Here is a 26641-nt window from a genome sequence, read left to right on the forward strand (position 1 = left end):
AATCAAATCTATTAAGGACACCATCTCTCGTGATTGGAATAAATATTTTATAGTTTCACAATCGTTTTAGGTTGCTTGCCCGAAAGGACATGCGTAATATTGTCGAGACAAAGCATGATCATTCCTTGACGCGTTTCAACACTTGCACTGCCGATATGCGGCAATGCAACTACATTTGGTAAAGTTAGCAGTGGATGGTCTGGACCAATCGGTTCTTGCTTAAATACATCTAAACCAGCGCCTGCTATTTCCCCCTTCACAAGCGCCTCATAAAGAGCTTCTTCATCCGCGACCGCACCTCTGGCTACATTAATAAAGATTGCCGACTGCTTCATTTTCATAAATGCTTCCTTATTAAACATTCCAGCTGTTTCATTTGTTAACGGTGTTAGGCAAACAATGAAATCTGACGTTGTAATTAACTCTTCAAAGCTTGTATAACGAGCCCCTAGTCTTTCCTCAGCTGCTACATTTCTGCTACGATTATGATAGAGAATGTCCATGTCAAAGCCTGTAGCACGTTTTGCAACAGTCTCGCCAATTTTCCCCATTCCTACGACCCCAATCGTTTTATGGTGGATGTCATGTCCTGCAAGTAGCATTGGACTCCATCCGGTCCATTTCCCTTCTTTCACGATTTCAGCCGCTTCAACAATCCTTCTTGCCGTTGCCATTAATAGGGCAAACGCCAAGTCTGCAGTCGTGTCCGTTAAAACATCAGGCGTATTGCACACAGTGATTCCTTTTTCAGTTGCAGACGGGACATCAATATTGTCATAACCGACAGCAAGATTCGCAATGACTTTCAAGTTTTTCGCAACATCTAGTAATTCACGGTCCATTTTATCTGAAAGCATGGTTAATAACGCATCTGCTTTCGCTGCTTCTTCCAGTAAAATAGCTCGCGGGACGGGACGCTCCTCGTATTCCCACATTTTCACTTCGAATGTTTCGGTCCATTCTTTTAGAACTTCTGTTTCAATCTTTCTTGTGATAAAAACATAAGGTTTCGTCATTGAATTCAAATCCTTCACTTTTATATTCGCTTTCATCATATCATAAGAGAAGTAAAGGATGGAGAAAAATGTAAGCTTTATTCATAACCAACTTACATCCGGAAGCCGAAGTTGCTTGGATGGAATATGTGCAATCTCATAAAATCTGCGAAGGAATTCTTCGTAGTAAGTAGACGTATTAGCCATTGTCTGAATCTGTTCCTCCAATTCATTCGCCCTTGCCTCTGTTGGACTTGAAAAATACTCTTCTACCACTTCATAATAATGAATGGGAAACATTAAGCGTGAATAAAGCAAACGTGAAGAAAAGCTTGAAAGCGGACCAATTGTTTGATAATCGCTCATAAAAGTGGAAACGCCTGGCTGATACGTATGTTGATTATGCAAATAATGATGCCGAACCCATTCCGCGATATCTCTGCTACCATGGTCAAATATCCATTCAAACGGATTTTTTATACAATATTTCCCGTTCCACGTCTCAGATGTAAATCTGTCATAGCAAACTGTCCCACTATCACTGGCTGTTGGTGTATCATCGATTTCGGTATCAACCAAATATTGAATCGCCGTTTCACCCAATGCCATATAATAAGGAAATGTGGCAATAAACTCCTCTTCAAAAGGGTTATTCGGATGGGCCTTCAATTTCTCATTCCAAATTTGCTCTAGCTGATCAATCCGCTGTTCCCATAGCTCCTTCCACTGACCGATTCTCGAACAAACTTTAATAGGCTCAGAGATACCACGAGCTCGATAATGGAATTTGGCTACCTTCCTGCCAAGCTGATGACTTCTCGGTTCATGTAAGGTTCTGACCGCTACGAGCACAAATGGTTGTTCTTCTGCCTCCGATACAAAGCCCCCATGATTCGCCATCACAAAATCAGCAACGTATCGATCTCCTTGATTGATTAATTGATCAGCCATCATTTTTCTTTCCTTCAGCTCGTCTTGATTCACCTCACCAAGTGGAATAATGCTGTAAATGGTTGGGCCGGATATAAAGGAAGGATATTTCCCTCCAGCCTCTTCGCGTTCAGGATTAATTCCATACGATTCAAAAATAATCTCCTCAATCATACGATCCGCACCTTTCATTTATGTGATTCTCATTCCGTCTGTGTTTTAAAGAAAAGGATAATAAACGAGAAATCGGGCAATTTAAATAGGCGATAACAAATAAATATGGCACTTAACTTATATATATGAAGAACAATTAGTTTTCTGAATGTTTATTGAATTTCAGAATAAACATATCTATACATAGTTACCGAAATCCAGACGAAATGGGTGATCTGTAATGGATGAAGTTATTAACGTATCAGAACAGACAGCAAGAAGATGGTTAAAAGAAAGAGGAGTGAAAATTGAAGATATTGCGGAGCTTGTAATGTATTTACAAGCAAGCTATCATGAAAACCTCGAAATGAAGGACTGTATTGAGAACGTTGAACGCGTTATATCAAAACGCGAAGTTCAAAACGCAATTCTGACCGGCATTCAACTTGATGTCCTTGCTGAAAAAAAATTGTTGGAGGAACCGTTGCAAAAAATCGTGGAAATAGATGAAAGCTTGTATGGTGTAGATGAAATCCTTGCCTTATCCATCGTAAACGTATACGGTTCAATTGGCTTTACGAACTATGGGTATATCGATAAGCAAAAACCAGGTATTCTAAAAACTTTAAATGATAAAAGTACAGGCAAAGTCCATACGTTTCTCGATGATATCGTCGGTGCCATCGCTGCCGCTGCGTCGAGCAGGCTAGCACACCGAGCTAAAAGTAGGAAGTAGTTTTAGAAAAATAGACGTGCATATCACAGAATGTCTACTAAAATCTCTTATATTCCCTTAATATCCAAATACAAAAAAAGAAGAGGATGTCCCATAAGTAAAAGGTCAGAGCCTACAACTACTACATACAGTTTAAATGGAGTGTAAGTAACACGATAAACTATGTAGTGAGTACTGGTCAGAACCTCTTGGGACGCCCTCTTCTTCCGTTTTAGAACTTCCAGTCATCCAATGCATCAATAGCATATGTCGGTTGTTCTTGATAATTTTTCAATAACTCTTTCGTCGTAACGCCAGAATGTACTAACAATGTATCAATCCCTGCATGAATCCCAGCAAGAATATCCGTATCATAATTATCGCCGACCATGATTGTATCTTTCTTATCAACACCGAGAACCTTTAGTGCTTGTTCAATGATAATTGATTCTGGCTTGCCAATAAAAATAGGCTGTACCCCTGTTGATACTGATATAACTGAGACTAACGAGCCATTGCCCGGCAGAAGACCTCTTTCAGTTACAAGTGCTGCATCACTATTTGTTGCAATAAAGGTTGCACCATTCCGTACCGCCAGACAAGCTTTTACTAGCTTTTCATAATTGATGTTTCGATCAATTCCCATTACGACAAAATCAGGGTTTTCATCAGCGAGGGTGAATCCCTTTTCTTGAATTGCATTCGAAAGTCCTTCTTCTCCAATAACATAGACTGATGCCTCTGTTTGACGTTCTGCAATAAAGGTCGCAGTCGCCATCCCACTTGTAAATACTTGATTGGCTTCCGTTTCAATCCCAAAATCACAAAGCACTTGAGCCACTTTTGCTGGAGTTCTAGATGAATTATTTGTCACGAACAGATAAGGAATATTCCGGCTTCTTAAGCCTTCAATAAAACCGGCTGCTTCTTTAATTTCTTCAGTACCTCGATAGATTGTGCCATCTAAATCAATCAGATAGCCTTTATATTCTTTTTTCATATGATCCCTCTTCTTATGTTTGTTAATCTTTAAATGCTGAAACTGGGCCTAATTCATTTATTAAATAGCTTCTTACTACTTTAGGGTATTCAATAAATGCTTGAATATTTTCGCTAAAAACAGTGGCCACCGTTTTCGTGTCTGCTACTAAATAATCCAGAACTAGCATTTTTCTAAGCGGAAGAATCCGTTTAAATTGATGAGCCATTTTTTCATCTATTACTTTTTCATCCAATAAAATATCCACGATATCTTCATAACTTCCTGGATCTCGCATAATGAAGCCATCAATAATCGCATTCCCTGTATCTAATACAGCATCAATGGAAGTCTGAACAATTCGGCAAAGAGCAAGGCCCGCCAGTTCATAATCCCAATTAGAATGTTCCTCGAAAAAGCGAAGCCGTTGTTCCAAATATACTAAATGTTTTTCAATTTGCTGTCTGTCAACAAAATACACGATATTCAATCCTTTCTAATTGAAAAGGATACCATATCCTCTTCTCTAGTCTTGACGCAAACATAATTTCCTATGTATTAAGTGTTTTTAATCGACTTATGCAGGATTATAAACATCTTTGAAAAAAACCACAATATATCTGTTAGTATCTTAACCAAACGACTTTATTCTTGTTAGATTTCAACATGATGCAAGATGATACTAATATAATTTTATCATAGTTCACACCATTATTGTATGATGTTCTATGTTTGAAAAAAGTAACTGTTACATAGTTATCGCACGTCATTTTTTCAACAGAAAAGGACATCCTAAGATTTACATTAAAGTAGAAAGGATGTTGGACATGAACGATAAAAGGCGTTTCCATGAGATTTCAAATGGGGAAAAACAAAAGAATGATTTACTTCCTGAAGAACTGCCTGAAGGGCCTTATGGTGCACCCCGTGGCGAGATGACACCTGTTGAAAACAAAAGCTCACCATGGCAGGACGGGCAGCGCTATACGAGTGCCTTCAATTACGAATACAAATCGCTTCATGAAGGTCTGCCTCGTCAAATGGACGGCTCCCATCCACCTCATGACGATCCTGACAAACACGAACAAGCCCCGTATTCTACAACCCCTGACTAGAGGAAAAAAGGCTGCTTTGTAACGAAAGGGTCAGACCCCAACATCTCCTATATATCGTTTATATGACAATAAACGGTTTAAAGAGTGTGAGGTCTGACCCTTTTTGAACAACCTCTTTCCATTTTCATTTTACTCTAGTTCTTGTTTCACTTTAGTTTCTTCAAAACAAAATATGGACATCCAAAATTACAGTACTCATAAAGGTATTCAGTCAATGTACTAATTTTTGTATCAAAGGTGGCTTTTTGATTATCGTCTTCAAAGAAACCGCGCAGACGTAATTGTCCATATCCCCAATCGCCTACAATATAATCGTATTTGGTCAATATCTCACTATAACGCGCTTTAAATGCTTCTTCATTGTAGCCATCTCTTCGTTCTTCTACAATGTCATAGGCTAAATTATTGATGCTTATCATCCATATCACCTCTTTTTAGTCCAATTCCTTCTTAAATTATACCTGATTAGCCATCAATTACTAAGCGAAATTTAGAGAAATTTGCCCATCCTATCTCATAGGGGGTGTTTTCATTGAAAAAAGCAGTTCTAGCGTTAAGCTTATGTTCTGTTACGTTATTTACAGGTTGTTCTGCTTCCAAACAGCAAGGGAGTGAAGTAACCGATAACATCTCAAATCCAGTAAAAGTCAACTCGCCAACTAAATTTTATGATGAAGATTATAACAACAGCACCTATCAAGGGTCTGATTTTGGCTTTACTCGAATGAACAGTGCAACGATTAACGGAAAAAATATTGCAAACGTTGCGAATGAAAATGTAGCCATTGATCGGGAACAATTGGCTAGTGTGATTACTTCGCTTGCAGCATCACTTCCTAATGTAAAACGTGCAGCTACGCTTGTTACAGATGAGGATGTTCTTGTCGTATACGAAACCCATTCATCAGACCGATCAGAAACCGCTGATCAAGTGAAGCGAACAGCTATGTCCGTTGTTCCTCGCTATTATCACGCATATGTAAGTGATGATTGGAAACTTGCTCAAGATATCGAAAACTTCGCTACTTTAGGTTCCAACGTTAAACATATCGACCATACCATTGATAAAACGATACAAAATATGCTGAAATCACCGCAAGGAAAAGAGTATAGTAAAGGAGAGAATGCAAATGGGGAAATGATCCATCAAAAAGATGAACGTATGAATACAAATCGGTAACACCTTCATTCCAATTCAAGAGAGTATCCAAAAAGGGTCTGACACTACACTCTATACACCGTTTATTGTGTCTATTACACGTCAAATAAACGATTTATAGTCGAGTGGGGTCTGACCCTTTCGTTATAGGACTACGTCTGTAATTGAATTATTTCGCTTCAATAATTTTCTCACCCTGCTCTTGCATATGTTTTGCCGCAGCATTCACTTGCTCATCTGCATGATAAGAAGAACGAACTAATGGTCCTGCTTCACAATGACTGAAACCTTTTGTAAGAGCAATTTGTTTTAACTCGTTAAATTCTTCAGGGCTATAATACTTTTGTACCTTTAAATGCTTTTTCGATGGCTGCAGATATTGACCTATTGTCATAATATTAACGTCATGTGCACGTAAATCATCCATCGTTTCAATAATTTCTTCTTTCGTTTCACCCAGACCAATCATAAGACTCGACTTCGTTGGAATTTCTGGGTACATTTCCTTCGCTCTCTGTAATAATTCCAATGAACGATTATATTTTGCACGGGCACGAACTCGATCAGACAAACGACGTACTGTCTCAATATTATGATTTAGAATATCTGGCTTCGCATCCATAAGGGCTTTTAAGTTCTCAAACACCCCCCCCATATCTGAAGGCAATACTTCTATTGTAGTAAATGGATTTTTTCTACGAATGGCGCGCACTGTTTCAGCGAATACAGCTGAGCCTCCATCCTTCAAATCGTCGCGAGCTACAGCCGTAATAACGACATGCTTTAGGTTCATCGTTACCACTGAATCCGCAACACGTTCCGGCTCTGCCAAATCCAATTCAGTTGGAAGACCCGTTTTAACAGCACAGAAGCGACAAGCTCTTGTGCAAATCGCTCCAAGAATCATGAAGGTCGCAGTCCGACGAACAGCCCAACATTCATGGATATTGGGACATTTTGCTTCTTCACAAACTGTATGTAAGTTCTGCTCTCTCATCATTTTTTTTAAGCCAGTATAATTTTCATTCGTATTCAGTTTAATTTTTAACCAATCTGGTTTACGAAGATATTCTTCCTTTGTGGTCATGAAGAGATTCACTCCATTTCTTTATTAGAAAAATTGGGATACATCCCCTATATGTGTCACAATATCATAATAAAGCAAACGGATACAACTAATTCACCCAATTGGGAAAAATTAATCAAATTAAATCTCTCTCATTTCAGCAAACTAACTATATTCATTATCATCAGAAGGGAGAATTAGAAAGTGAAGCATAAAATTTTGCTATCATTTCTGCTGCTTTCCATGCTTAGTTTTCCTGAAAGCCACTCTGCTGCTTCAGTGACAGCAGCTTCAGAAAAGGAAATGTTGGAAAAGCGGTTAGAGTTATTTAAAAATATGGAGACTGCTGTCCAACTCCCATGGTATTATCTTGCAGCGGCCGATCAATATGAACGTAGCATTCGACAGGCAAGAAATGATGTAGAATCTGTAAAGGGGAACATTTCCATTACAATAAATCCGGCCCAATGGAGTGGTGCCTTAAATCCAAATCAAGCGGACACGAATCCATTTTCCATCTCAGTATTCAATGGGATCGGAAAAGATGGAAATGGGGATAACGTTGCCGATCTTACGAGTGATGATGACCGATTATTCACATTTGCTAATCATCTATTGGCATATGGGACAGATGAAGATAATATCCGAATTGGATTGTGGAATTTTTATAAAAGAGATAAAGCCGTTGGGATCATAATAGGAAATGCAAAACTATTCAAGAAATTCAATCGAATTGATTTACAAGAAAAAGCATTCCCTGTTCCGATCAGGACCGATTACACCTATCGCAGTACCTGGGGAGTTGCGCGCGGGTGGGGTGGCCGGAGATCCCATGAAGGGACAGACATCTTTGCCCACTATAGTTTACCGGTACGCTCTACATGCTATGGAATTGTTGAAATGAAAGGCTGGAATAAATTCGGCGGATGGCGGGTTGGCATCCGTGATATTAATAATACGTATCATTATTTCGCCCATTTAAATGGCTTTAAAGATGGAATCAAAGTTGGAGACATCGTTGAACCAGGGCAAGTCATTGGCGGGGTAGGTAGCTCAGGCTACGGCCCTCCAGGAACTTCAGGAAAGTTCCCTCCCCACCTTCACTTTGGGATGTACAAAGATAACGGCAGAATCGAATGGAGCTTTGACCCAACACCACATTTACGTGCATGGGAACGCAAAGAACTTTCGAAGTAATAAGAAAAGCGAGCATTTATATCCCAAAAAGCAGAGACCAACTATCATATTGGTCTCTGCCTTTTTCTATTTGATGCATATTTTTGGATGTCAATGCAGAATTAAATGTTCCCACCTATTTTCTCTTTAATTAAGCAACTTTTGCTGCATATGAAGAGGTCCATCCAAGTGTCTTTGTCAAAATATATGCCTATCGGGCAGCTTTTTTCTTATCTATCAGCCAACTTCTTACTAAGTATTTGTTAAAAACCATTTTCTACTTGGCTCACTTTCCCTTCATTCATCTACTAAACAGCTCGTGATCAACAAATGATTATGGTCTTTTAGGTTACATGTGTATGTCTGTTCAAGTTCTACACCATTTTCTTCAATGATTAGAAGAAGTGGTCGATCACTTAATCCGACATTTTGGGATGAGACGACTCCCTTTCGCCCATCGTTTAATTGTACAGTTAAGCCATCTGGATAAATCGTAACTGAACGCCGGAATGCTTCGACAATCTTTGTTTCAAATTGAGTTCCAGAGCCTGCATACAAAATTTCTAGGGCTTCATGTGGAAGCATCGCCTGTCGATATACTCGATTAGATGTGATTGCATCAAATACATCTGCAACAGCAATAATTTTAGCAAAATAATGGATATTGTCTGCACATAATCCACGAGGGTATCCTGAACCATCCAACCGCTCATGATGCTGGTATGCACAATGAGCAACTAAAAGTGGGACTGAGTAAATTTTTCTAAGCAGTTGAAACCCCAATTCTGAATGTTGTTGGATCATGGAGTATTCTTCTTTTGATAATGCACCTGGTTTTTTTAATATGTCTGGTGGAATCAGCATTTTTCCGACATCATGAAGAATTGCCCCCAGACCGAGCATTGCCATTTGCTTAGAATTCATTTTCATCTCCTTAGCAATTGCTAAAGTATACAATGTCACATTCATGGAGTGGGTAAAGATATAATCATCATGAATATAAACATCAGCAAGCAATGTCAAAAGTCGTTTACTACTTTTGATTTCCGTAGTAATGTCTTCGAGTAATTTACTAAATCGTTGTGTTGCCCCTTCAATTACAAACGAACATTCATGTGTATTCATGAACCTAACATCAAGAAAAATATTCTCAATGGTCTTAACTGTACTTCTTCTCAATTCTTGTGAGATGGTAGATTCTGCTTTAATATCCTTGGTTCGTTCATCTTGAACATAAACGAAAGAAACATCCAATGAGAGTAATCTTTGTTTAATCTTGTCCGATATTTCACAACCTTCGCTCAGCAGAACCGTTCCCCGGTCATTAAAAATACTTTTACCCAGCCGCATACCTTGCTTTAACGCTTGCGTTTTCAGTAACCTCATAACATATTCTGTATCCTCTCTATAACTGGAAAGTTGGAATTTTCATACAAAATCTGTATGGCGTTATAACGCCACCATTTACCATGAAGGATAAATCATGTACCACGCTACACTCACCTAATCACAATGGTGGCAGTACGAAGCTGGATTTGGGGGTACTTTCTATAACAAAAATAAGTATCCCTGCTAAGTAGAGGGCTTATTAGTAATTCGCGAAGCCTTCGTCCCCACGTCCTCCATACAAAGAATTATGGCTTATAGATAAATATTCATTCGTTAGCCTCTATCTAATTTACTTATTATTATTTTATAACCTACATTTTATTTTATCGGTAATGCAGACAATTCTTTTAAGTATATAGAACGTATTAAAGAAATTATAAAATCAAACACAGTCGATCAATGACCTTTTTCGGAGTCTGGTTGATTTCAGATATAAAGGCCTGAACATTTTTACGAATTTCCTGTACGGACTCATAAAACACATTGTAAATAACTTACATTTTCAGCCACTTCCATTGCCCTTCAATCGGGTTTGGATCTGGACTGTACGGCGGTAAAAATAGAAGTTCTAGACGCTCTTTATGTTCATCTAAAAAAGGTTGAATCAACTTGGCATGGTGAATACGAGCATGATCCAATACCATTACGATTTTTCCGATAGGATACTGAATCAAGACGTTTTTCAGAAAATAAAGGAACGTTTCTGCATTAAATGTATGGTCTTGCATGCAGAAAACGGATCCATTTTCATAATCAAGTACGCCTAGTAACTTTACGCTTTGATGCTGGCCGTACGTTGGGATTTTACGTTGCTGTCCCTTTGGAAACCAAGTATATCCAATGGCAAGGTAGTCACGGATTGCCGATTCATCTTGCAATAAGATCGTATCGATTTCACCCGATTCTAATTTTTTTTTACGTGATTAAATGTGTCACGAAAAGCAGCTTGCTTGACTGGATCCGCTTTTGCTAGTGTGTAGGAAGGACGTGTATGACTAAATCCTAACCGATGGAGGAGATTAAGTACTCCGCGATCGGCATACTGAATACCAAATTCCCGTAGAATCCATTCGCGTAACAACGGACTCGTCCAATTCATATTCGTTTTCAAACCAACTTCTGCAGGCGTCTGGTGCAAGATAACGTCCCGCACCTGTGCTTCTTGTTCTTGTGTCAACCGACGAGGCGCTCCAGGAGAATGCCCCAGTTTCAAGCCATCAATGCCAAGTTTCTGGTATTTTTTAATATACGTGCTAATCGTATTCTCATTAAGGTTTACAATTTTAGCAATTTCCCGATTCATATGGTCTTGTAAGTGAAGGAGAATCACTTGATACCGTTGATATAAACGTACGTTCTTTTCTATTTTCAGTACCTGTTGGATTTCTTCTAGTCGTCTTCCTAGGTCATCGTACCCCTTTTTTTTCATTTCTTCACACACCCTCTTGATCATCTATACTAGACAGAATTCGACAAGAGATACTCAAAAACCTTTAATGCGTTTCATATAGTTCAATAAATTTATGCCTATCTTTTACAAATGAAAAAGGCCGACTAAAACTGAGGGCTAGACTCCACATTGCAATATCTAGTATCAGACGAATGTTCGCCATTCTTAATACAGATTATTTTGTAGGAGTTAGGCCCTTTTTAGTCGCCCTCTTTCATACTATATATATATCACCCGTGCATGAGCAGTAAAGCATCGCTACCCTTCATGCCAACGGAAATTCCCAATCTTTCTGCCTCTAGCGTTACCGATTCTAATGGTGCCGTAAGCAGCTGTTCCATTGTACGTACACCTGTCGCTCGGCCAGCGATAATTTTGCGGGCACTCAGTTTTTCATTGAGCAGGGCAACATCTAGCGCACCACACATGATATATCCTGTTTCTGAAGCAACAGCTAGTAAGTTGGTTTTCGGCAAGGCTACAGAAATGCCGATAAATGTCTTACCCGCTATCGTAATAGGAGTTACATTCATCAATGTAATCGCCCCCTTTCATTCATCATACTGTATGAATAAAAGAGCCATTATGTGTCATTGTCCAAGATTATTCTTTACTAATTTCCAGCCTAAAAGATCTCTCAGAAATTCTGGCATGAAGTATTCTTTTGCTTCTGTCCTCTGTATTTGCGGAAAAAAACGACCAAACGTAAACATATCAGGAATCGCAAGCTTATACTTTTGATCAGAGTGTAGTTCATTTCCATTTATCATGACTTTTTTTATAAGCCCATCTTCATTTTTCACAAAGTCAATTCCCTCATACACCATTATACCCATTATTTTACCTCTGAAGCCTAGTCCCTTTAACAGAATGTGGGGCCATTCTACATCTCTGGATTGCAAAAGTATTTCTTTCAATTCTGCACCATTTAATTCAATCACACAAGGATTGATAGGATGCGGACAAATCCTGTGAATATCCCCTTTTGTCACAGGTCCCTTTGGCAAAGCTTCCAGAAGAAGTCCAGCATTGAGAATTGCGCAGTCCGCTGTTGTCCATTCTTTTAATGATTCACAAAGCAACTTTGATAGAGGAGATGGTTGAAACCAGTTATTTTCAATTGATTCTGTAAGTGTTACTACCTCTTCTTCAAGCTCCAACCTGCCGGCATTATTTAGGCTCTCAATCCATTGCTCCTCATTCGGTGCTTCTTCCAGCTCATTTGTATCATATAGTCGTGCTGCTTTATTGATTATTCTTTTCTTGGCATCCAGCTTGACTTCCACATGACCAACAAATTGGCCATACTTCCCAGCTCCGCAAAGAAGCGTGTTTCCTATCATTCTTCCTTGGTGAAGAACATGATGGGTATGAGCTCCAAGAATTACATCCACTTCGGGAAATTCAGCTGCCATTCTTTCATCGTCATGAATGCCTAAATGGGAAAGTACCACAACCAAATCTGCTTGATTATGAATATCTTGAAGTTGTTTTTTTAATTCATCAAAAGGCTCATTTAGATGCCAGCCCAAAGTAACATAAAACTTTTGAAAATAGGCGGTGATTCCAATCAAAGCGATCTTTGTACCATGATTGGTAGTATGTATGAAATATGGATGCGCCCAATCAGGTCGAATTCTATTTTCATTATATAAATTAGCTACTAGAACTTTAAATGTTGCTTGATCATATAGAGATGACAATGCTTCATACGGGAGTGTTATCCCTTCATTATTTCCAATCGTCACGTATTGATAGCCTGAGTCATTCAACAAGCATACATTTCCTTTACCAAGCGTCCCTTCTGTATAGGGATGCCATCGATCAACATGGTCACCAATGTCAAGTAAGAGCGTGTCTTCGCCAGTCTCCTGATGCAAATTTTTTCTTTTTTGTAAAAAATGAGCGATACGAGGCCAATTTTCAAAATGACTATGCACATCATTTGTATGATATAAATGGATGATCTCTGACAATGTTTTTTCCCCCTATGTATCCAATATGCCTCCGAATAATGTAAAGCCCACTGTAATTTATGGCATACTTCCTCTAAAGATATGCTCTGTCGATCTTAGAAAGTAAGAAAGAACATATAGATATTCTCACTCTGCATGTCTAAGGCAACCTGTTGCACCTTGCCAAAAAACAAGTGAGACTAAAAATTCATTTCACCTTGTCGTTTTAAATCTTACATTCAAAATAAATCCAGCTGTTTAGGGGCTAATCCACTGTACTCAATTCCGAGTAAGTCAATCATTTGTTTCGCGTTGTCTGCTGCGTCTCCACCTGAATTATTGTTAAATAAAACATACACATCTTTAGCGGATTCTTCAAGTTTTCTGAGCCTGCTTACCCATTGTTGCAATTCTTCTTGATTATAGCGGTATAGATAGCGGACTTCACGCCAATTTTGTCCACCACTTGCCTTTTGCCAGCCATGAATATTTCGACCGTGAAAACGGACAAGTGCTTTTTTACGATTAGTCGTTGCAAGTACAAGTGGGACCGATCCAACTCCTGCTTGAGGTTCATCACATACTGTATGAATCCAACCTTCTTCTTCCAAAAAAGTGAGCGTCTTCTCATACATCCCTGGTGCAAACCAGCTTTGATTGCGAAATTCCAAAGCAACAGGAACCTTGCCCATTTCCGCTTTACACCAGCGTAAATAATCCACATTTTCACGCTTACAATCAAACCATGGAGGAAACTGAAATAGGACCATCCCAAGTTTATTTGCTTTCTGATAGGGTTCAAGTGAATCATGAAACGCACTAAACATTTCCTTTTTACTTTTATAGTAATTTTCCCCACGTAAATGCCCCGTCATACCTTGATAGGCCTTTACAACAAACTGAAAAGAAGGAGGAGTCTCTATGACCCATTTTTCGCCATTCCGCTTTGGCTGCACTGCATAAAACGACGCATCCACCTCAACCGTCGGAAAATGTGCCCCATACTCCCGTAGCCGATCACGTTTCGAAACCCCATCCCCATACAAACGATCATGATCCCCCCAACCAGTCACACCAATATAAATCATCGAACCCCTCCTTTAGGGGTCAGACCCCATTTCCCAATTTATTTCCCAATAAAAAACCTGCCAAGTGAATCGGCAGGTTTGGTGGTGTTTAGGGTGTGTTATCCGATTGAACCTTCCATTTCGAACTTGATCAGGCGGTTCATCTCTACGGCGTATTCCATTGGTAGTTCTTTTGTGAACGGTTCAATGAAGCCCATAACAATCATTTCTGTAGCTTCTTGCTCAGAGATTCCGCGGCTCATCAGGTAGAACAATTGCTCTTCTGATACTTTGGAAACTTTAGCTTCATGCTCTAAAGAAATATTATCATTTAAAATTTCATTGTATGGAATCGTATCAGATGTTGAACTATTATCCATAATTAACGTATCACACTCGATGTTTGAACGAGCACCGTCCGCTTTACGTCCAAAGTGAACAATTCCGCGGTACGTTACTTTTCCGCCTTGTTTCGAGATTGATTTGGATACAATGGTAGAAGATGTATTCGGTGCCAAGTGCAACATTTTTGCTCCTGCATCTTGATGCTGACCTTTACCCGCAATTGCAATCGATAATGTCATACCACGTGCGCCTTCTCCTTTAAGAATAACAGCAGGGTATTTCATCGTTAATTTAGATCCGATGTTACCATCAATCCATTCCATCGTCGCATTCGCATCACATACTGCTCGCTTCGTAACTAGGTTGTATACGTTGTTCGCCCAGTTTTGAATCGTTGTATAACGACAGTATGCATCTTTCTTGATGATGATTTCAACAACCGCACTATGAAGTGAGTTTGTTGTGTAAACTGGTGCTGTACAGCCTTCAACATAGTGAACGCTTGCGCCTTCATCAACGATAATTAACGTACGTTCGAACTGCCCCATGTTTTCCGAATTGATACGGAAATAAGCTTGTAGCGGCGTATCTACTTTAATGCCTTTAGGCACATAGATGAATGATCCACCAGACCATACTGCTGAGTTTAGTGCAGAAAATTTATTATCAGATGGTGGAATTGTTTTTCCAAAATACTCGCGGAAAATATCTTCATTTTCTTTAAGCGCTGAATCTGTATCCTTAAAAACAATTCCCAAGTCTTCAAGATCTTTCTTCATGTTATGGTAAACAACCTCTGATTCATATTGAGCTGAAACCCCAGCCAAATACTTTTGCTCTGCTTCAGGAATTCCTAACTTATCAAACGTTTGTTTAATTTCCTCTGGAACTTCATCCCAAGATTTCTCAGATTTCTCAGACGGTTTTACGTAATACGTAATTTCATCGAAATTCAAGCTGTTTAAGTCGCCGCCCCATTGAGGCATTGGCATCTTATAAAAAATTTCCAATGACTTTAATCGGAAATCAAGCATCCATTGCGGTTCTTCTTTCATACGAGAGATTTCTTCGACAATTTCTTTTGTCAAACCACGTTTTGAACGAAAAATCGATACATCTCGATCCGCAAAGCCATATTTATAATCACCGATATCAGGCATTTTCTTAGCCATAGCTCGTTTTCCTCCATTTCAAAATGGCAAGGATGTCTCATTAGAGTCTAACCCCTTGTCAGAGACGCTTCTTACACATTGTGTTTATTTATTCCGGATTAACAGGCTGTAAATCCCCGATTGATTCAACTAACCATCAGTGGGAAATGTCTCCCTCTGATGAAAGTTTCACTCCTTCAACCCTTTTTCCATCGCTTTCCAAGCTAATGTTGCACACTTGATTCTAGCAGGGAATTTCGAAACTCCTTGAAGGGCTTCAATATCACCAAGGTCTAGAGTATCATCGTATTCATTACCTTGAATCATTTCGGAAAATGTTTTTGAAAGTTTGACTGCTGTTTCAATATCTTTCCCTTTTATCGCCTGAGTCATCATCGAAGCTGAACTCATTGAGATAGAACACCCTTCACCTTCGAACTTCGCATCGACTACTTTCTGATCTTCCACTTTCATCGTTAAACGGATTCGGTCGCCGCATGTCGGGTTATTCATATCAATCGTTAAGTTTCCATCTTCCAAAACGCCTTTATTGCGCGGTTTTTTATAATGGTCCATAATGACTTGTCGATAAAGTGTATCTAAGTTATTAAAGGACATTACTAAAATACTCCTTTGTTTTGACAAGCCCTTTTACAAGCTTATCAATATCTTCTTCGGTGTTATACAGGTAGAAACTGGCACGAGCAGTTGCTGATACATCGAGCCATTTCATTAATGGCTGTGCACAGTGATGTCCTGCACGAATGGCAATTCCGTCCATATCGAGCACGGTTGCTAAATCATGTGGATGAACATCAGCAACATTAAACGTAATAACGCCAGCTCGCTTCATTGGATCAAGCGGACCGTAAATTGTTAAGCCATCAATCTCTGCCATTCTTTCTAGTGCATAGGCAGCTAAGTGATGCTCATGCGCCTCAATATTGTCTAAGCCAATTTCAGAAAGAAAGTCAATGGCTGCTCCTAGACCAATGGCACCAGCGATAATCGGAGTACCTCCTTCAAATTTCCAAGGGAGCTCTTTCCATGTTGATTCATATAGGCCTACAAAATCAATCATCTCTCCGCCAAATTCAACTGGTTCCATTTTTTCTAAAAGCTCTTTCTTGCCATATAATACGCCGATACCAGTCGGCCCGACCATCTTATGACCTGAGAAAGCAAAAAAGTCACAATCTAAATCTTGAACATCTACTTTTAAATGCGGTGTACTTTGGGCACCATCTACCACCATAATCGCTCCATATTGATGAGCAATCGCAGCAATTTCTTTAACTGGATTTATTACACCCATTACATTCGAAACATGCATAATCGAAACAATCTTTGTTGCATTGGTGATCGTTGCTTTAACGTCATCTATAGAGATTGTTCCATCAGGCTGAAGCGGTACATATTTCAGGACAGCTCCAGTCTGCTTGGCAATCTGCTGCCACGGAATGATATTGCTATGGTGTTCCATATAAGATATGACAATCTCGTCACCTTCAGATAGATGGGCACCACCATAGCTTTTCGCTACTATGTTTAAAGAAGTCGTTGTGCCTCTTGTGAAAATAATTTCTTCCATTGCAGAGGCATTAATGAATTTGCGAACCTTTTCACGGGCTCCTTCATACGCATCCGTAGCTTTTGTTCCAAGTGTATGAACTCCGCGGTGTACATTGGAGTTGTAGCCGCGATAGTAATCTTCAATGGATTGAATAACTGCGCTTGGCTTTTGTGAAGTGGCAGCACTATCGAGATAAACTAGAGGCTGATCATTAACTTCTTGATCTAAAATTGGGAAAAGCTTACGAATTTCGTATGGATTCATTATCTAACTTTCCTTTCAATTACCTCAACTAGTTGCTTCTTTACGCCTTCAATTGGAAGAACATTTACTACTGGTGCAAGGAAACCATGGATGACCAAGCGCTCTGCTTCAACCTTTGGAATCCCCCGACTCATTAAGTAGTAAAGCTGAAGAGGATCTACACGCCCGACTGATGCAGCATGTCCTGCCGTTACGTCATCTTCTTCAATAAGCAAAATTGGGTTCGCATCTCCACGAGCTTTCTCACTAAGCATCAACACGCGTGATTCCTGCTCTGCATTCGCTTTTGTCGCTCCGTGTTCAATTTTCCCAATACCATTGAAAATGGTCTGTGCAGCATCTTTCATTACTCCGTGTTTCAGAATATATCCTTCAGAACGTTTTCCATAATGAATAATTTGGGTTGTAAAGTTCTGCTTCTGTTCTCCACGGCCAACGACAACTGATTTTGTATCTCCAAATGAACCATCGCCCATTAAATAGGTTGTGTTATCAGAAATAGTATTGCCATCATTCATTAATCCAAGCGCCCACTCAATTCGAGCATCACGACCTGCTACACCGCGTCGGTTCACATACGTCGTAAATCCTGAAGAAAGTGTATCAACAGCTCCATAAGTGACTTTCGCATTAGCATTAGCAATAACTTCCGTCACAATGTTTGCAATTCCGGATGCTGATTCAACCGTAGAAATGTAGTTTTCTACATACGTTACTAAGCTATTGTCATCCGCTACAATTAATACATGGTTGCATAATGTAGTATCTGCATGATCCACTAAGAAAATAGATTGAATCGGCTCTTTTATCTCAACATTTTTCGGAACATATAAAAACGCTCCACCGTTCATTAACGCAGCATGGAATGATACAAGGCGATGCTCATCAGCATTTACACCGTCTTTCATGAAGTATTTTTGTACAAGTTCTCCATGGTCGCGTGCTGCTGTGAAGATATCTGTAAAAATAACTCCTTGAGCCTTCAACTCTTCAGATAATCTAAAAAATGCAGGCGTATTATTGCGCTGGATATATAAGTTTTTGCTTTCTTCTAAATCAACAAGCGATTTCACAGCTTCAGGAAGGTCATTCAATGAAGTGAATGATTCACTTTCAACAGTATGAGATTTGAAAGATGTGAAATTCCATGTATCTATTTTTGTTTTATCAGGTCTTGGCATCGGCAGATTTTCCAGTCCTGCAAATGCATGAACTCGAAGTTCCGTCAGCCAAGCTGGTTCATTGTTTTGTTGCGAATAAGAGCTGATATACTCTTGTTCAACTGGTAGTTTTGTTTCGGTAGTCATGACAAATCCTCCTACTTACGCTTCTTGGCCAACAGTTTCGTCTTCAATGCCTAATTCATCTTTAATCCACTCGTATCCTTCTGCTTCTAGGCGTTGTGCAAGCTCAGGACCGCCTGATTTAACAACACGCCCTTGCATCATAACGTGAACGAAATCAGGAGTGATATAATTCAATAGACGTTGATAGTGAGTGATGATCAAGCAACCGAAATCTTCGCCACGCATATCATTGATCCCTTTTGAAACGACTTTAAGAGCGTCAATATCCAAACCTGAGTCAATCTCATCAAGGATTGCAACTTTTGGTTCAATCATCATTAATTGTAGTATTTCATTACGTTTTTTCTCTCCGCCTGAGAATCCTTCATTTAAGTAACGTTGAGCCATATCTTGATCCATTTCAAGGAAATCCATTTTCTCATCCATTTTGCGAATGAATTTCATAAGTGAAATTTCATCGCCTTCTTCGCGGCGTGCGTTAATTGCTGAGCGAAGGAAGTCCGCGTTTGTTACACCGCTGATTTCACTTGGATATTGCATAGCAAGGAAAAGACCAGCTTGGGCACGTTCGTCAACTTCCATTTCAAGAACATCTTTGCCGTCAAATGTAATACTTCCGCTAGTTACTTCATACTTAGGGTGTCCCATGATTGCTGAAGAAAGAGTAGACTTACCTGTTCCATTAGGTCCCATGATTGCATGGATTTCTCCACCTTTGACTTCAAGGTTAACACCTTTTAAAATTTCTTTTCCTTCAATTGAAACATGAAGATCTTTAATCGTTAATGTTGAACCTGACATAGTAATACCTCCGTGATCTAAATCCTATTTTATAGCTAGAAAGTAAGATACCTTCTTTTCTATGACCTTTAAAATGATTCTCACTTTATTCTCATTATAATCTTATATCAAATTTAAACTGGAAGCAACTAATAAAGTGAAACTGCAATCAGTGGGGGCTTTCTTCATCCCCCACCCACGCTTTTTCGATTTCTCTAAGCCTTAAGATTGGAGTCTTACTGCCCGCTAAAGCGGTATATAGATGCTTTTCTACTATAAGGATAGTGTTTTCCTATTTATATTGCAAGTGAAGCCCGTCTCTTGAATCTTCCTACAAGCACCTCATTATTTTCCCCATAAAAGAGGATTTTCAAAAGGTCCGGTAAAAATAGCTATCGAATTGCATCAAAACTCTGTCTCTCCAGTCCTCACGTATTACTGCATACGCGCAGCTCTAGAGACAATCACTCCTCGAACTTCTCGGCTCTTTTTATCCTCCTTTTTGAACAAGCTCTAAAAAAACGTTAATTCGATTCTTTAAAATTATTATACTAAAGACAATGGTATAGACGGTTGATAAGGATGTCCCAAAAGGTCTTGAGCTCATTCTCTATACACAATTTATAGTGTTATATATACATCATTTTGAACAATATATTGTAGTTAGGAGGTCTGACCCTGTCATTACGGGACACCCTCATCATCTTCTCTACAATATCGTTTAACCCAGCAACCCCAAAAAAATCGACCGCTGTTCACTCTAATGAACTTCGGCCGATCTTTTGCCTGGCTATACAAATGGAATTATAAATAAATCTGCCGTTGCAAATTATTCACGATTCGGTTGCTTTCCTCATAATCCCTCTCTCTTCGTTCCTCGACTTGGAGCCTAATATCCAATCGCCTGCTATACTCACTGTAGCCTATTCCATGTGATTGTTGCATCGCCTTTTCCATTTCGCTCGTTACGGTTAACTCTAGAGAGTTGATAATGAATCATCCTTCCATTTTTTATTGGGTTTTAGTGTAACATCTCAGCAATTTACTTTTCAAAACCCATATACCCGGCACAGAGTCGATTACACATGATCAGCTGGTGAATACAACTAATATCCTTATTATTACGGACCATTGCTATGCAATATATAAATCGCCCATTCATTAAAGGACACTTTCCAGTAAAAACGATCCCCCTTTCTTCTTTATTTAGCGAGCGAATTGGGTGTTTACAAAAAATAGGGTGTCTTATAAGGAGCTGGCTGACTATAGTGTTAATCGTTATTGGGTCTGATCTTCTTAGTGAAGCTGATAATCATTCACAAAAAAGAAGATGTCCCTAAATGTGCCAAGCACTTTTATGAGACATCCTCTTTCTTTATCATTATTCAGCAGGTAAAACAGCACCCTTATACTTTTCAGTAATGAAATCTTTAATTTCTTGTGAGTGTAGAACTTCTATTAGTGTTTTAATTTCTTTACGGTTCTCGTCACCAGCACGAACGGCAATAATATTTACGTACGGATTGTCTTTTGCTGACTCAACTGCAATTGGATCTTTTATCGGATCAAGTCCAGCATCTAATGCATAGTTTGCATTGATTACTACAGCGTCCCCTTCACCATTATTAAAGACCTGTGGAAGCAATGCCGCTTCAATATTAGGTTGGAATACAAGTTTCTTCGGATTTTCAACAATATCATTGATCGTTGCTTTTGTTTTATTTACGCCTTCTTTTAACTTAATCAAACCATGTTCTTGAAAAATAGAAAGAATTCTTCCTTCATCTGATACAGCATCACGCATAATAATTTTTCCGCCTTCAGGGATTTCATCTAAACTTTTATACTTTTTAGAGTAAATCCCGATCGGCTCAATGTGAACAGCGCCAGCATTAACGAGATTATAGCCCTCATCCGCATTCGCCTCTTCTAAATACGGTAAATGTTGGAAATAGTTCGCATCAATTTCTTTTGCAGCCAATGCTTTATTTGGCAAAATAAAATCCGAGAATACTTTTACTTGAAGATCGATTCCTTTTTCCTTTAAAATTGGTTTTGCTTTTTCCAGAATTTCAGCGTGTGGGATATTGGAAGCACCAATTACAAGCTTTGTTAATCCTTTATCATCCGCAGAACCATTGCCGCTTTCTTTCTCATTAGTAGCACCTCCACATGCCGTCAGACCTAATAGTAATGCAGAAGTAATCGCTAAAGTTGATAACCACTTTTTCACTTTCATTTTCTTTCCCTCCATCTTATCTTTTGTCTAATTTTGAAGTTATGAAGTCACCAATAAATTGGATGACGAACACAATCAGTAATATAAGAATCGTCGCTAACATCGTTACATCATTTTTGCTTCTCTGGAATCCTTCTTTATAAGCAAGATCTCCTAGTCCACCCGCACCAATTGCCCCAGCCATTGCCGTATAACCAATCAATGCGATAGCCGTAACTGTGATACCTGAAACAAGAGCAGGCATGGATTCTGGTAATAATACTTTAAAAATAATCGTGCTCGTTTTAGCCCCCATGGATCTCGCAGCTTCTATGACACCCTTATCAACTTCTCTAAGACCAATCTCAACCATTCTCGCATAAAACGGCGCAGCGCCAATTATCAATGCAGGAAGTGCCGCCTTTGCACCTAACATAGAACCTACAACAATAATCGTAAACGGAATTAATAAGATAAGAAGAATAATAAATGGAATCGAACGGAATATATTAACCACTGCAGAAACAATCACGTTAATAAATTTACTTTCCCACATCTGTCCTTTTGATGTTAAAAATAACAACAAGCCTAGTACGATTCCTAATATAAAAGTCGCAAGTAAAGCAATGCCTGACATATACAATGTTTCTTTCGTAGCAAGCCAGATATTTTCCCAAATGACATTCGGAAACCAATTATTCAGCATCTGAAATCACCTCCACGCCAACCTGCTGTTCTTTGATGAATGTAATTGCGTGGGCGATTTCCTCATCAGTACCGTCCATATGAATGAACAAGGTGCCATACGATCCATTTTGAGTTTGCGAAATTTTCCCTTGAACGATATTAACGTCCAATTGAAAATTACGGATAAGCTTTGTAATCAGCGGACTTTCCGTATTTTCCCCTACAAACGTTAATTGAACAACTTTGCCTTGTGGATAGTTCTCGAGTAAATGCGCAACAGTGTCCTTCGTTTCCTCCGGCTCAGTTACTTGTTGAACAAACCGCTTTGTAATTTGTGCAGTTGGGTTTTTAAATACGTCAAGAACTGGTCCTTGCTCAACCATCCTGCCGCCTTCCATGACGGCTACCCGATGACAAATTTTGCGAATTACATGCATTTCATGAGTTATTAGGACAATGGTTAATCCTAATCGTTTATTAATATCCACCAAAAGTTCTAGAATCGAGTCTGTTGTTTGCGGATCGAGCGCAGATGTCGCCTCATCACAAAGAAGTACTTTTGGGTTATTCGCTAAAGCTCGTGCTATTCCAACCCTTTGCTTTTGCCCGCCGCTCAATTGGGAAGGGTAGGCATTTTCTCGGCCCTCTAAGCCGACCAACTTAATTAATTCATTCACTCGTTTTTGGCGTTCACTTTTCTTGACTCCGGCAATTTCAAGTGGAAATGCGATATTATCGTGTACAGTACGAGACCACAATAAGTTGAAATGTTGAAAAATCATGCTGATCTCTTGACGTGCCTTTCGCAAGTTACGGCCTTTAATGCTTGAAATGGTATTTCCTGCAACAACGACAGACCCTGTAGACGGGGTTTCCAGACCATTCAGCATTCGAATGAGGGTACTTTTTCCAGCACCACTATAACCAATAATTCCAAATATTTCACCTTTATCAATCGTTAAATTGACTTCATCAACCGCCTTAATCGGTTGGGACTTCAAGGATCTTGTACCAAATACCTTACTAACTTTCGACAATGTTATCATTGAACTCACCTCTTTATGCAATAAACCCTATGAACCTACTCAAGTTGTTTGTAAAAACCTTCTACATAAATAAGATTTCACGAACCGCTCCATTCATGCATTGATTAATTGCATGATTGGAAATAAAAAATGCCTTTCCGCATGAGCAGAAAGGCATTATGAAAAAAGACCTTTCTCTCATCTCCCAAAGCAATCCGCTTTGTGTGAATTGGCACCTTTTCAAAGCAATTGCTTTGCCGGTTGCCGGGCTTCATCGGGCACATCCCTCCACCTCTCTTGATAAGAGCAAACAAGTATAAGAAATTGATGAATCATCAATTAAAGTTCATTTCGTTTTCGTTGGAATAATACCATGCAAAAAGATAGAGTGTCAATGTATTATATTTCTATTTTTTGAAACTTTGTAAAAAAAACCTTGTTCTTAACCATCTTAGAAAAGTTATTTTACCGTAAGTGACTGAATCCCTGTGGCCTGTTCAATCGCTTGTTCAAGATCATCAATTAAGTCTTTGGCATTTTCAATTCCAACCGATAAGCGTACTAAATCCTCACTTACACCCGATTTCTCAAGCTCTTTGGCTGAAAGCTGTTGGTGCGTTGTGCTCGCAGGGTGGATAATTAAACTCTTTGCATCCCCTACATTGGCGACATGAGACCATAAATGGATGGAGTTGATAAGTTTCGCTCCTGCTTCTCTACCACCTTTAATACCAAACGTAACAATGGATCCCGCACCTTTTGGTAAATATTTGTCAGCCAAGTTTTTATCTGGATGATCTTCATTTCCGGGATAGTAAACCCAGGAAATCGCTGGATGTTTTTGCAGATAATCGATGATAATCTTCGTATTCAAAATATGTTCCTTCATTCTTACATGTAAGGTTTCCAACCCAATAGCAAATTGGAAAGCACTTTGCGGACTTAATGCTGGTCCAAGATCTCGGAGTAGCTGCACACGTGCTTTGGTAATAAAGGCGGCTGGACCAACTGCTTCTGCGTAAACGATTCCGTCATAGCTTGGATCTGGTTCAGTGAATCCCGGGAAATTAGGTGAGTTGTAATCGAATTTCCCTGCGTCTACAATGATCCCGCCCAATGTTGTTCCATTTCCAAGCAGCCATTTTGTTGCTGAATGAACGACAATATCCGCGCCAAATTCAATCGGTCTGCAAAGATATGGAGTAGCAAACGTGTTATCGATAATGAGCGGAACGCCTGCTTCATGCGCAATGTCAGCCACCGCTTCAATGTCAAACACGCGTAAACTTGGGTTGCCAATTGTTTCTGCAAAGACTGCTCTTGTTCTTGAAGTAATCGCATCTCTAAAGTTTTCGGGATCATCAGGTGATACAAAACGAACCTTTATCCCATATTTCGGAAGTGTGTTGGCAAATAAATTATATGTACCACCATATAAGGTTGAAGCTGATACAATTTCATCTCCCGCACTAGCAATATTTAAAATGGCTAAAGTGATTGCAGCCATTCCACTGGATACTGCTAAGGCACCAATTCCCCCTTCTAATAAGGCCACTCTTTCCTCGAATGTCGTTACTGTCGGATTATGAATTCTTGAATAGATGTAACCAGCTTCTTTTAATCCAAACAAATTGGCAGCATGTTCTGTGCTTTTGAATGCAAATGCATTACTCTGGTAAATAGGTAATGATCTTGCTCCAGTTACCGGATCTGCCGCAAGGCCTCCGTGTACACTCAATGTCTCAAACCGATAATTGTTTTTTTCTTCTCCCATGCAAATCCACTCCCTCTTCTACATTTTTATAATACTGTCAGCTCTGACATGGAAAGGTTGTATGAGGATTTAAAAAAACCCCTTCTTTAAGAAGAGGTTTTTTATAAACTCTCCTTATCTTCCAGAGCTAAAACTCTGCTGGAATTAGCACCGTGTATGCGATACATACCGGTTGCCGGGCTTCGTAGGACCAGTTCCTCCACCACTCTTGATAAGAAATTAATTAAATTTTCGGTAAATTAAACTTTAAATAAATATATCATGAGCAATCATGCTCGTCAACTTCATTTTTACATTTCAATCACTGCTTTTTTATGAAGGCCATAGGGACAGGTCTACGCGTCTTATTAATTTAACCAATCTGTTTAGCGGGTATACTTATTTTATCGAGAAAGCATTCGAAATTCTAGCTCCGCACCGCCACCATTGTGATGAGGGGAGGGTAGTGTGATAAATGGTAGATCCCTCATCACAATGGTGGCGTTTTAACGCCATTTAGGTTTTCCATTCGACTATGTTACACCATATGGTTATTAAAAAGATTTTTGGCTCATTCGTGTGAAACCTTGGTTTCACACGCCTTTCAGCTATATAACAAATACCCGAGTAATGAATAGTAATCTACTTCATCATTCGGGTATTTATTCGTAGTAGGTTAAGATATGATTGCTCACGAGTTTAGCTCCTTTAAGAGCATATAAAGATGGGGTACGGATTGAAAGGCATATATTTTTTCAATCAATTGTCCCTCTTTAAAAAGCAGTAAGCAAGGTACACTTTCTATTTTATATTGCATAGCAATAGATGGGATAAAGTTCACATTCATCTTCCCACTTGTTAGGTTAGGAAACAGTTCCAATGCAACAGAAAGCATTTTTGAAGCGACCTGACATGTTCCACACATCGGTGTGTACAAATATAAGCAAATCGTCTCCTTCTGTAAAATTGCATCGTTCAGTTCCTTTTCGTTCCATTCTTGCATGGTCACACTCATCCTCTATTCTAAATATTCCACTTTCACGTCGATTTTAGCTGAAAGAAGCATCGTTGAAAGGTGTTTTAGAGGAGCGTCTGCTACTTGTCGATACATTTTGTCGATATAAATATGGGAAGCGTTTGGCATTTCACGCTTTAGCTGCTTCCGAAGCTTTTCTCCAGATTCATCTGCATCAACAAGGATATACACATCCTTATCTTCCAATTCCTCCACAAGTTCATCCAATCTCACTAAAGAGATTGTCCCGTTTGTACAGATAATCTCTACATCTTCGTTCAAAATCTTTTTTACTTGACGCTTATCAGAAGTCCCTTCGACAATGAGAATTTTTTCAACCTCAGACTGCCTCAACAACATCATCACCCATCTTA

General features: G+C 39.2%; 26 protein-coding genes, 1 pseudogene and 2 riboswitches. Of the genes and pseudogenes, 4 read left to right on the plus strand and 23 right to left on the minus strand.

The window, feature by feature from the left end:
* Nucleotides 1–47: 47 nt before the first annotated feature.
* Nucleotides 48–1016, minus strand: a complete 969-nt coding sequence (locus AC625_RS20980; protein ID WP_049683045.1) for a 2-hydroxyacid dehydrogenase — start codon at nt 1014–1016, stop codon at nt 48–50.
* A gap of 81 nt (nt 1017–1097) precedes the next feature.
* The gene (gene yutH / locus AC625_RS20985; RefSeq protein WP_082191190.1) at nt 1098–2117 is read right to left on the minus strand and encodes a spore coat putative kinase YutH; all 1020 of its coding nucleotides are present in this window, start codon (nt 2115–2117) and stop codon (nt 1098–1100) included.
* A gap of 202 nt (nt 2118–2319) precedes the next feature.
* On the opposite strand from yutH, the gene AC625_RS20990 reads away from it, so the two are divergent.
* Nucleotides 2320–2814, plus strand: a complete 495-nt coding sequence (locus tag AC625_RS20990; RefSeq protein ID WP_049683046.1) for a phosphatidylglycerophosphatase A family protein — start codon at nt 2320–2322, stop codon at nt 2812–2814.
* Between the two features lie 211 nt (nt 2815–3025).
* On the opposite strand, the gene AC625_RS20995 is transcribed toward AC625_RS20990, so the two are convergent.
* Together AC625_RS20995 and AC625_RS21000 are read right to left on the minus strand one after the other, a co-directional pair.
* Nucleotides 3026–3793, minus strand: coding sequence for a TIGR01457 family HAD-type hydrolase (locus AC625_RS20995; protein ID WP_049683047.1), 768 nt, complete (start codon nt 3791–3793; stop codon nt 3026–3028).
* Between the two features lie 22 nt (nt 3794–3815).
* Nucleotides 3816–4253 carry a DUF86 domain-containing protein gene (locus tag AC625_RS21000; protein ID WP_049683048.1) on the minus strand — a complete coding sequence of 146 codons (438 nt, stop codon included), beginning with the start codon at nt 4251–4253 and terminating at the stop codon, nt 3816–3818.
* Between the two features lie 337 nt (nt 4254–4590).
* On the opposite strand from AC625_RS21000, the gene AC625_RS21005 reads away from it, so the two are divergent.
* Complete coding sequence (locus AC625_RS21005; RefSeq protein WP_425415460.1) at nt 4591–4887, plus strand: cytosolic protein; 297 nt, start codon at nt 4591–4593, stop codon at nt 4885–4887.
* Between the two features lie 146 nt (nt 4888–5033).
* Here the strand turns inward: AC625_RS21005 and AC625_RS21010 are convergent, their stop codons facing one another.
* Nucleotides 5034–5306, minus strand: coding sequence for a YutD family protein (locus AC625_RS21010; RefSeq protein ID WP_049683050.1), 273 nt, complete (start codon nt 5304–5306; stop codon nt 5034–5036).
* 113 nt (nt 5307–5419) lie between these two features.
* Here AC625_RS21010 and AC625_RS21015 point away from each other — a divergent pair, with 113 nt between their 5' ends.
* Nucleotides 5420–6067, plus strand: coding sequence for a YhcN/YlaJ family sporulation lipoprotein (locus AC625_RS21015; protein ID WP_049683051.1), 648 nt, complete (start codon nt 5420–5422; stop codon nt 6065–6067).
* A gap of 148 nt (nt 6068–6215) precedes the next feature.
* On the opposite strand, the gene lipA is transcribed toward AC625_RS21015, so the two are convergent.
* Nucleotides 6216–7133: a lipoyl synthase gene (gene lipA, locus AC625_RS21020; RefSeq protein ID WP_049683052.1), complete on the minus strand. Its 918-nt coding sequence runs from the start codon at nt 7131–7133 to the stop codon at nt 6216–6218.
* A gap of 222 nt (nt 7134–7355) precedes the next feature.
* Between lipA and AC625_RS21025 the strand changes: the two genes are divergently transcribed.
* A complete protein-coding gene (locus AC625_RS21025; protein ID WP_049683855.1) occupies nt 7356–8309 on the plus strand; it encodes a M23 family metallopeptidase in 954 nt (317 codons plus the stop codon).
* Nucleotides 8310–8585: 276 nt separating this feature from the next.
* On the opposite strand, the gene AC625_RS21030 is transcribed toward AC625_RS21025, so the two are convergent.
* From AC625_RS21030 to AC625_RS21110, 17 genes and pseudogenes are all read right to left on the minus strand, one after another.
* A complete protein-coding gene (locus AC625_RS21030) occupies nt 8586–9674 on the minus strand; it encodes an HD-GYP domain-containing protein (RefSeq protein ID WP_049683053.1) in 1089 nt (362 codons plus the stop codon).
* A gap of 377 nt (nt 9675–10051) precedes the next feature.
* Nucleotides 10052–11106, minus strand: a pseudogene (locus AC625_RS26145) (IS630 family transposase).
* Nucleotides 11107–11357: 251 nt separating this feature from the next.
* The gene (locus AC625_RS21045; RefSeq protein ID WP_049683856.1) at nt 11358–11660 is read right to left on the minus strand and encodes a YunC family protein; all 303 of its coding nucleotides are present in this window, start codon (nt 11658–11660) and stop codon (nt 11358–11360) included.
* Nucleotides 11661–11717: 57 nt separating this feature from the next.
* Nucleotides 11718–13103 carry a bifunctional metallophosphatase/5'-nucleotidase gene (locus AC625_RS21050; protein WP_049683055.1) on the minus strand — a complete coding sequence of 462 codons (1386 nt, stop codon included), beginning with the start codon at nt 13101–13103 and terminating at the stop codon, nt 11718–11720.
* Nucleotides 13104–13321: 218 nt separating this feature from the next.
* A complete protein-coding gene (locus AC625_RS21055; RefSeq protein ID WP_049683056.1) occupies nt 13322–14170 on the minus strand; it encodes a DUF72 domain-containing protein in 849 nt (282 codons plus the stop codon).
* 98 nt (nt 14171–14268) lie between these two features.
* Nucleotides 14269–15666 carry a Fe-S cluster assembly protein SufB gene (gene sufB / locus AC625_RS21060; protein ID WP_049683057.1) on the minus strand — a complete coding sequence of 466 codons (1398 nt, stop codon included), beginning with the start codon at nt 15664–15666 and terminating at the stop codon, nt 14269–14271.
* Nucleotides 15667–15834: 168 nt separating this feature from the next.
* On the minus strand, nt 15835–16263 hold the full coding sequence (gene sufU / locus AC625_RS21065; RefSeq protein WP_028393690.1) for a Fe-S cluster assembly sulfur transfer protein SufU: 429 nt from the start codon (nt 16261–16263) through the stop codon (nt 15835–15837).
* Nucleotides 16253–17482: a cysteine desulfurase gene (locus AC625_RS21070; protein WP_049683058.1), complete on the minus strand. Its 1230-nt coding sequence runs from the start codon at nt 17480–17482 to the stop codon at nt 16253–16255. Before AC625_RS21070 ends, sufU begins: the two co-directional genes overlap by 11 nt.
* The gene (sufD, locus tag AC625_RS21075; protein WP_049683059.1) at nt 17482–18789 is read right to left on the minus strand and encodes a Fe-S cluster assembly protein SufD; all 1308 of its coding nucleotides are present in this window, start codon (nt 18787–18789) and stop codon (nt 17482–17484) included. The genes AC625_RS21070 and sufD overlap by 1 nt, the downstream gene beginning before the upstream one ends.
* A 15-nt stretch (nt 18790–18804) precedes the next feature.
* Nucleotides 18805–19590: a Fe-S cluster assembly ATPase SufC gene (sufC, locus tag AC625_RS21080; RefSeq protein ID WP_049683060.1), complete on the minus strand. Its 786-nt coding sequence runs from the start codon at nt 19588–19590 to the stop codon at nt 18805–18807.
* A gap of 783 nt (nt 19591–20373) precedes the next feature.
* A complete protein-coding gene (locus tag AC625_RS28760; protein ID WP_483824111.1) occupies nt 20374–20526 on the minus strand; it encodes a YuzK family famiily protein in 153 nt (50 codons plus the stop codon).
* Nucleotides 20527–20950: 424 nt separating this feature from the next.
* Entirely contained in the window at nt 20951–21802 is an 852-nt protein-coding gene (locus tag AC625_RS21085; protein WP_049683857.1) for a MetQ/NlpA family ABC transporter substrate-binding protein, read from the minus strand.
* Nucleotides 21803–21824: 22 nt separating this feature from the next.
* Nucleotides 21825–22493, minus strand: a complete 669-nt coding sequence (locus AC625_RS21090) for a methionine ABC transporter permease (protein ID WP_049683061.1) — start codon at nt 22491–22493, stop codon at nt 21825–21827.
* Nucleotides 22483–23520 (minus strand): methionine ABC transporter ATP-binding protein, encoded by a 1038-nt coding sequence (locus AC625_RS21095; RefSeq protein ID WP_049683062.1) that lies wholly within the window; start codon nt 23518–23520, stop codon nt 22483–22485. The genes AC625_RS21090 and AC625_RS21095 overlap by 11 nt, the downstream gene beginning before the upstream one ends.
* A 174-nt stretch (nt 23521–23694) precedes the next feature.
* Nucleotides 23695–23806: riboswitch (SAM riboswitch) on the minus strand.
* 153 nt (nt 23807–23959) lie between these two features.
* Nucleotides 23960–25273: an O-acetylhomoserine aminocarboxypropyltransferase/cysteine synthase family protein gene (locus AC625_RS21100; RefSeq protein WP_049683063.1), complete on the minus strand. Its 1314-nt coding sequence runs from the start codon at nt 25271–25273 to the stop codon at nt 23960–23962.
* A 111-nt stretch (nt 25274–25384) separates the two neighbouring features.
* Nucleotides 25385–25491: riboswitch (SAM riboswitch) on the minus strand.
* 452 nt (nt 25492–25943) lie between these two features.
* Complete coding sequence (locus tag AC625_RS21105; RefSeq protein WP_049683064.1) at nt 25944–26255, minus strand: thioredoxin family protein; 312 nt, start codon at nt 26253–26255, stop codon at nt 25944–25946.
* A 15-nt stretch (nt 26256–26270) separates the two neighbouring features.
* Nucleotides 26271–26621, minus strand: a complete 351-nt coding sequence (locus tag AC625_RS21110; protein ID WP_425415461.1) for a toprim domain-containing protein — start codon at nt 26619–26621, stop codon at nt 26271–26273.
* Nucleotides 26622–26641: the final 20 nt, after the last annotated feature.

This window comes from Peribacillus loiseleuriae (assembly GCF_001183985.1).
In the GTDB taxonomy this organism is placed as follows: domain Bacteria; phylum Bacillota; class Bacilli; order Bacillales; family DSM-1321; genus Peribacillus; species Peribacillus loiseleuriae.

Bases quoted from the DNA above. Each gene is read 5' to 3' on its own strand.
- AC625_RS21010 (WP_049683050.1), bottom strand. From the start codon at position 5,306: ATGATAAGCATCAATAATTTAGCCTATGACATTGTAGAAGAACGAAGA.
- AC625_RS20990 (WP_049683046.1), top strand. From the start codon at position 2,320: ATGGATGAAGTTATTAACGTATCAGAACAGACAGCAAGAAGATGGTTA.
- AC625_RS21105 (WP_049683064.1), bottom strand. From the start codon at position 26,255: ATGCAAGAATGGAACGAAAAGGAACTGAACGATGCAATTTTACAGAAG.
- AC625_RS21090 (WP_049683061.1), bottom strand. From the start codon at position 22,493: ATGCTGAATAATTGGTTTCCGAATGTCATTTGGGAAAATATCTGGCTT.
- AC625_RS21005 (WP_425415460.1), top strand. From the start codon at position 4,591: ATGTTGGACATGAACGATAAAAGGCGTTTCCATGAGATTTCAAATGGG.
- sufU (WP_028393690.1), bottom strand. From the start codon at position 16,263: ATGTCCTTTAATAACTTAGATACACTTTATCGACAAGTCATTATGGAC.
- AC625_RS21030 (WP_049683053.1), bottom strand. From the start codon at position 9,674: ATGAGGTTACTGAAAACGCAAGCGTTAAAGCAAGGTATGCGGCTGGGT.
- lipA (WP_049683052.1), bottom strand. From the start codon at position 7,133: ATGACCACAAAGGAAGAATATCTTCGTAAACCAGATTGGTTAAAAATT.
- AC625_RS21045 (WP_049683856.1), bottom strand. From the start codon at position 11,660: ATGAATGTAACTCCTATTACGATAGCGGGTAAGACATTTATCGGCATT.
- AC625_RS28760 (WP_483824111.1), bottom strand. From the start codon at position 20,526: ATGGAAAAGGCGATGCAACAATCACATGGAATAGGCTACAGTGAGTAT.
- AC625_RS21025 (WP_049683855.1), top strand. From the start codon at position 7,356: ATGCTTAGTTTTCCTGAAAGCCACTCTGCTGCTTCAGTGACAGCAGCT.
- AC625_RS21070 (WP_049683058.1), bottom strand. From the start codon at position 17,482: ATGAATCCATACGAAATTCGTAAGCTTTTCCCAATTTTAGATCAAGAA.
- AC625_RS21095 (WP_049683062.1), bottom strand. From the start codon at position 23,520: ATGATAACATTGTCGAAAGTTAGTAAGGTATTTGGTACAAGATCCTTG.
- AC625_RS20980 (WP_049683045.1), bottom strand. From the start codon at position 1,016: ATGACGAAACCTTATGTTTTTATCACAAGAAAGATTGAAACAGAAGTT.
- yutH (WP_082191190.1), bottom strand. From the start codon at position 2,117: ATGAAAGGTGCGGATCGTATGATTGAGGAGATTATTTTTGAATCGTAT.
- AC625_RS21055 (WP_049683056.1), bottom strand. From the start codon at position 14,170: ATGATTTATATTGGTGTGACTGGTTGGGGGGATCATGATCGTTTGTAT.
- sufC (WP_049683060.1), bottom strand. From the start codon at position 19,590: ATGTCAGGTTCAACATTAACGATTAAAGATCTTCATGTTTCAATTGAA.
- AC625_RS21100 (WP_049683063.1), bottom strand. From the start codon at position 25,273: ATGGGAGAAGAAAAAAACAATTATCGGTTTGAGACATTGAGTGTACAC.
- AC625_RS20995 (WP_049683047.1), bottom strand. From the start codon at position 3,793: ATGAAAAAAGAATATAAAGGCTATCTGATTGATTTAGATGGCACAATC.
- sufD (WP_049683059.1), bottom strand. From the start codon at position 18,789: ATGACTACCGAAACAAAACTACCAGTTGAACAAGAGTATATCAGCTCT.
- sufB (WP_049683057.1), bottom strand. From the start codon at position 15,666: ATGGCTAAGAAAATGCCTGATATCGGTGATTATAAATATGGCTTTGCG.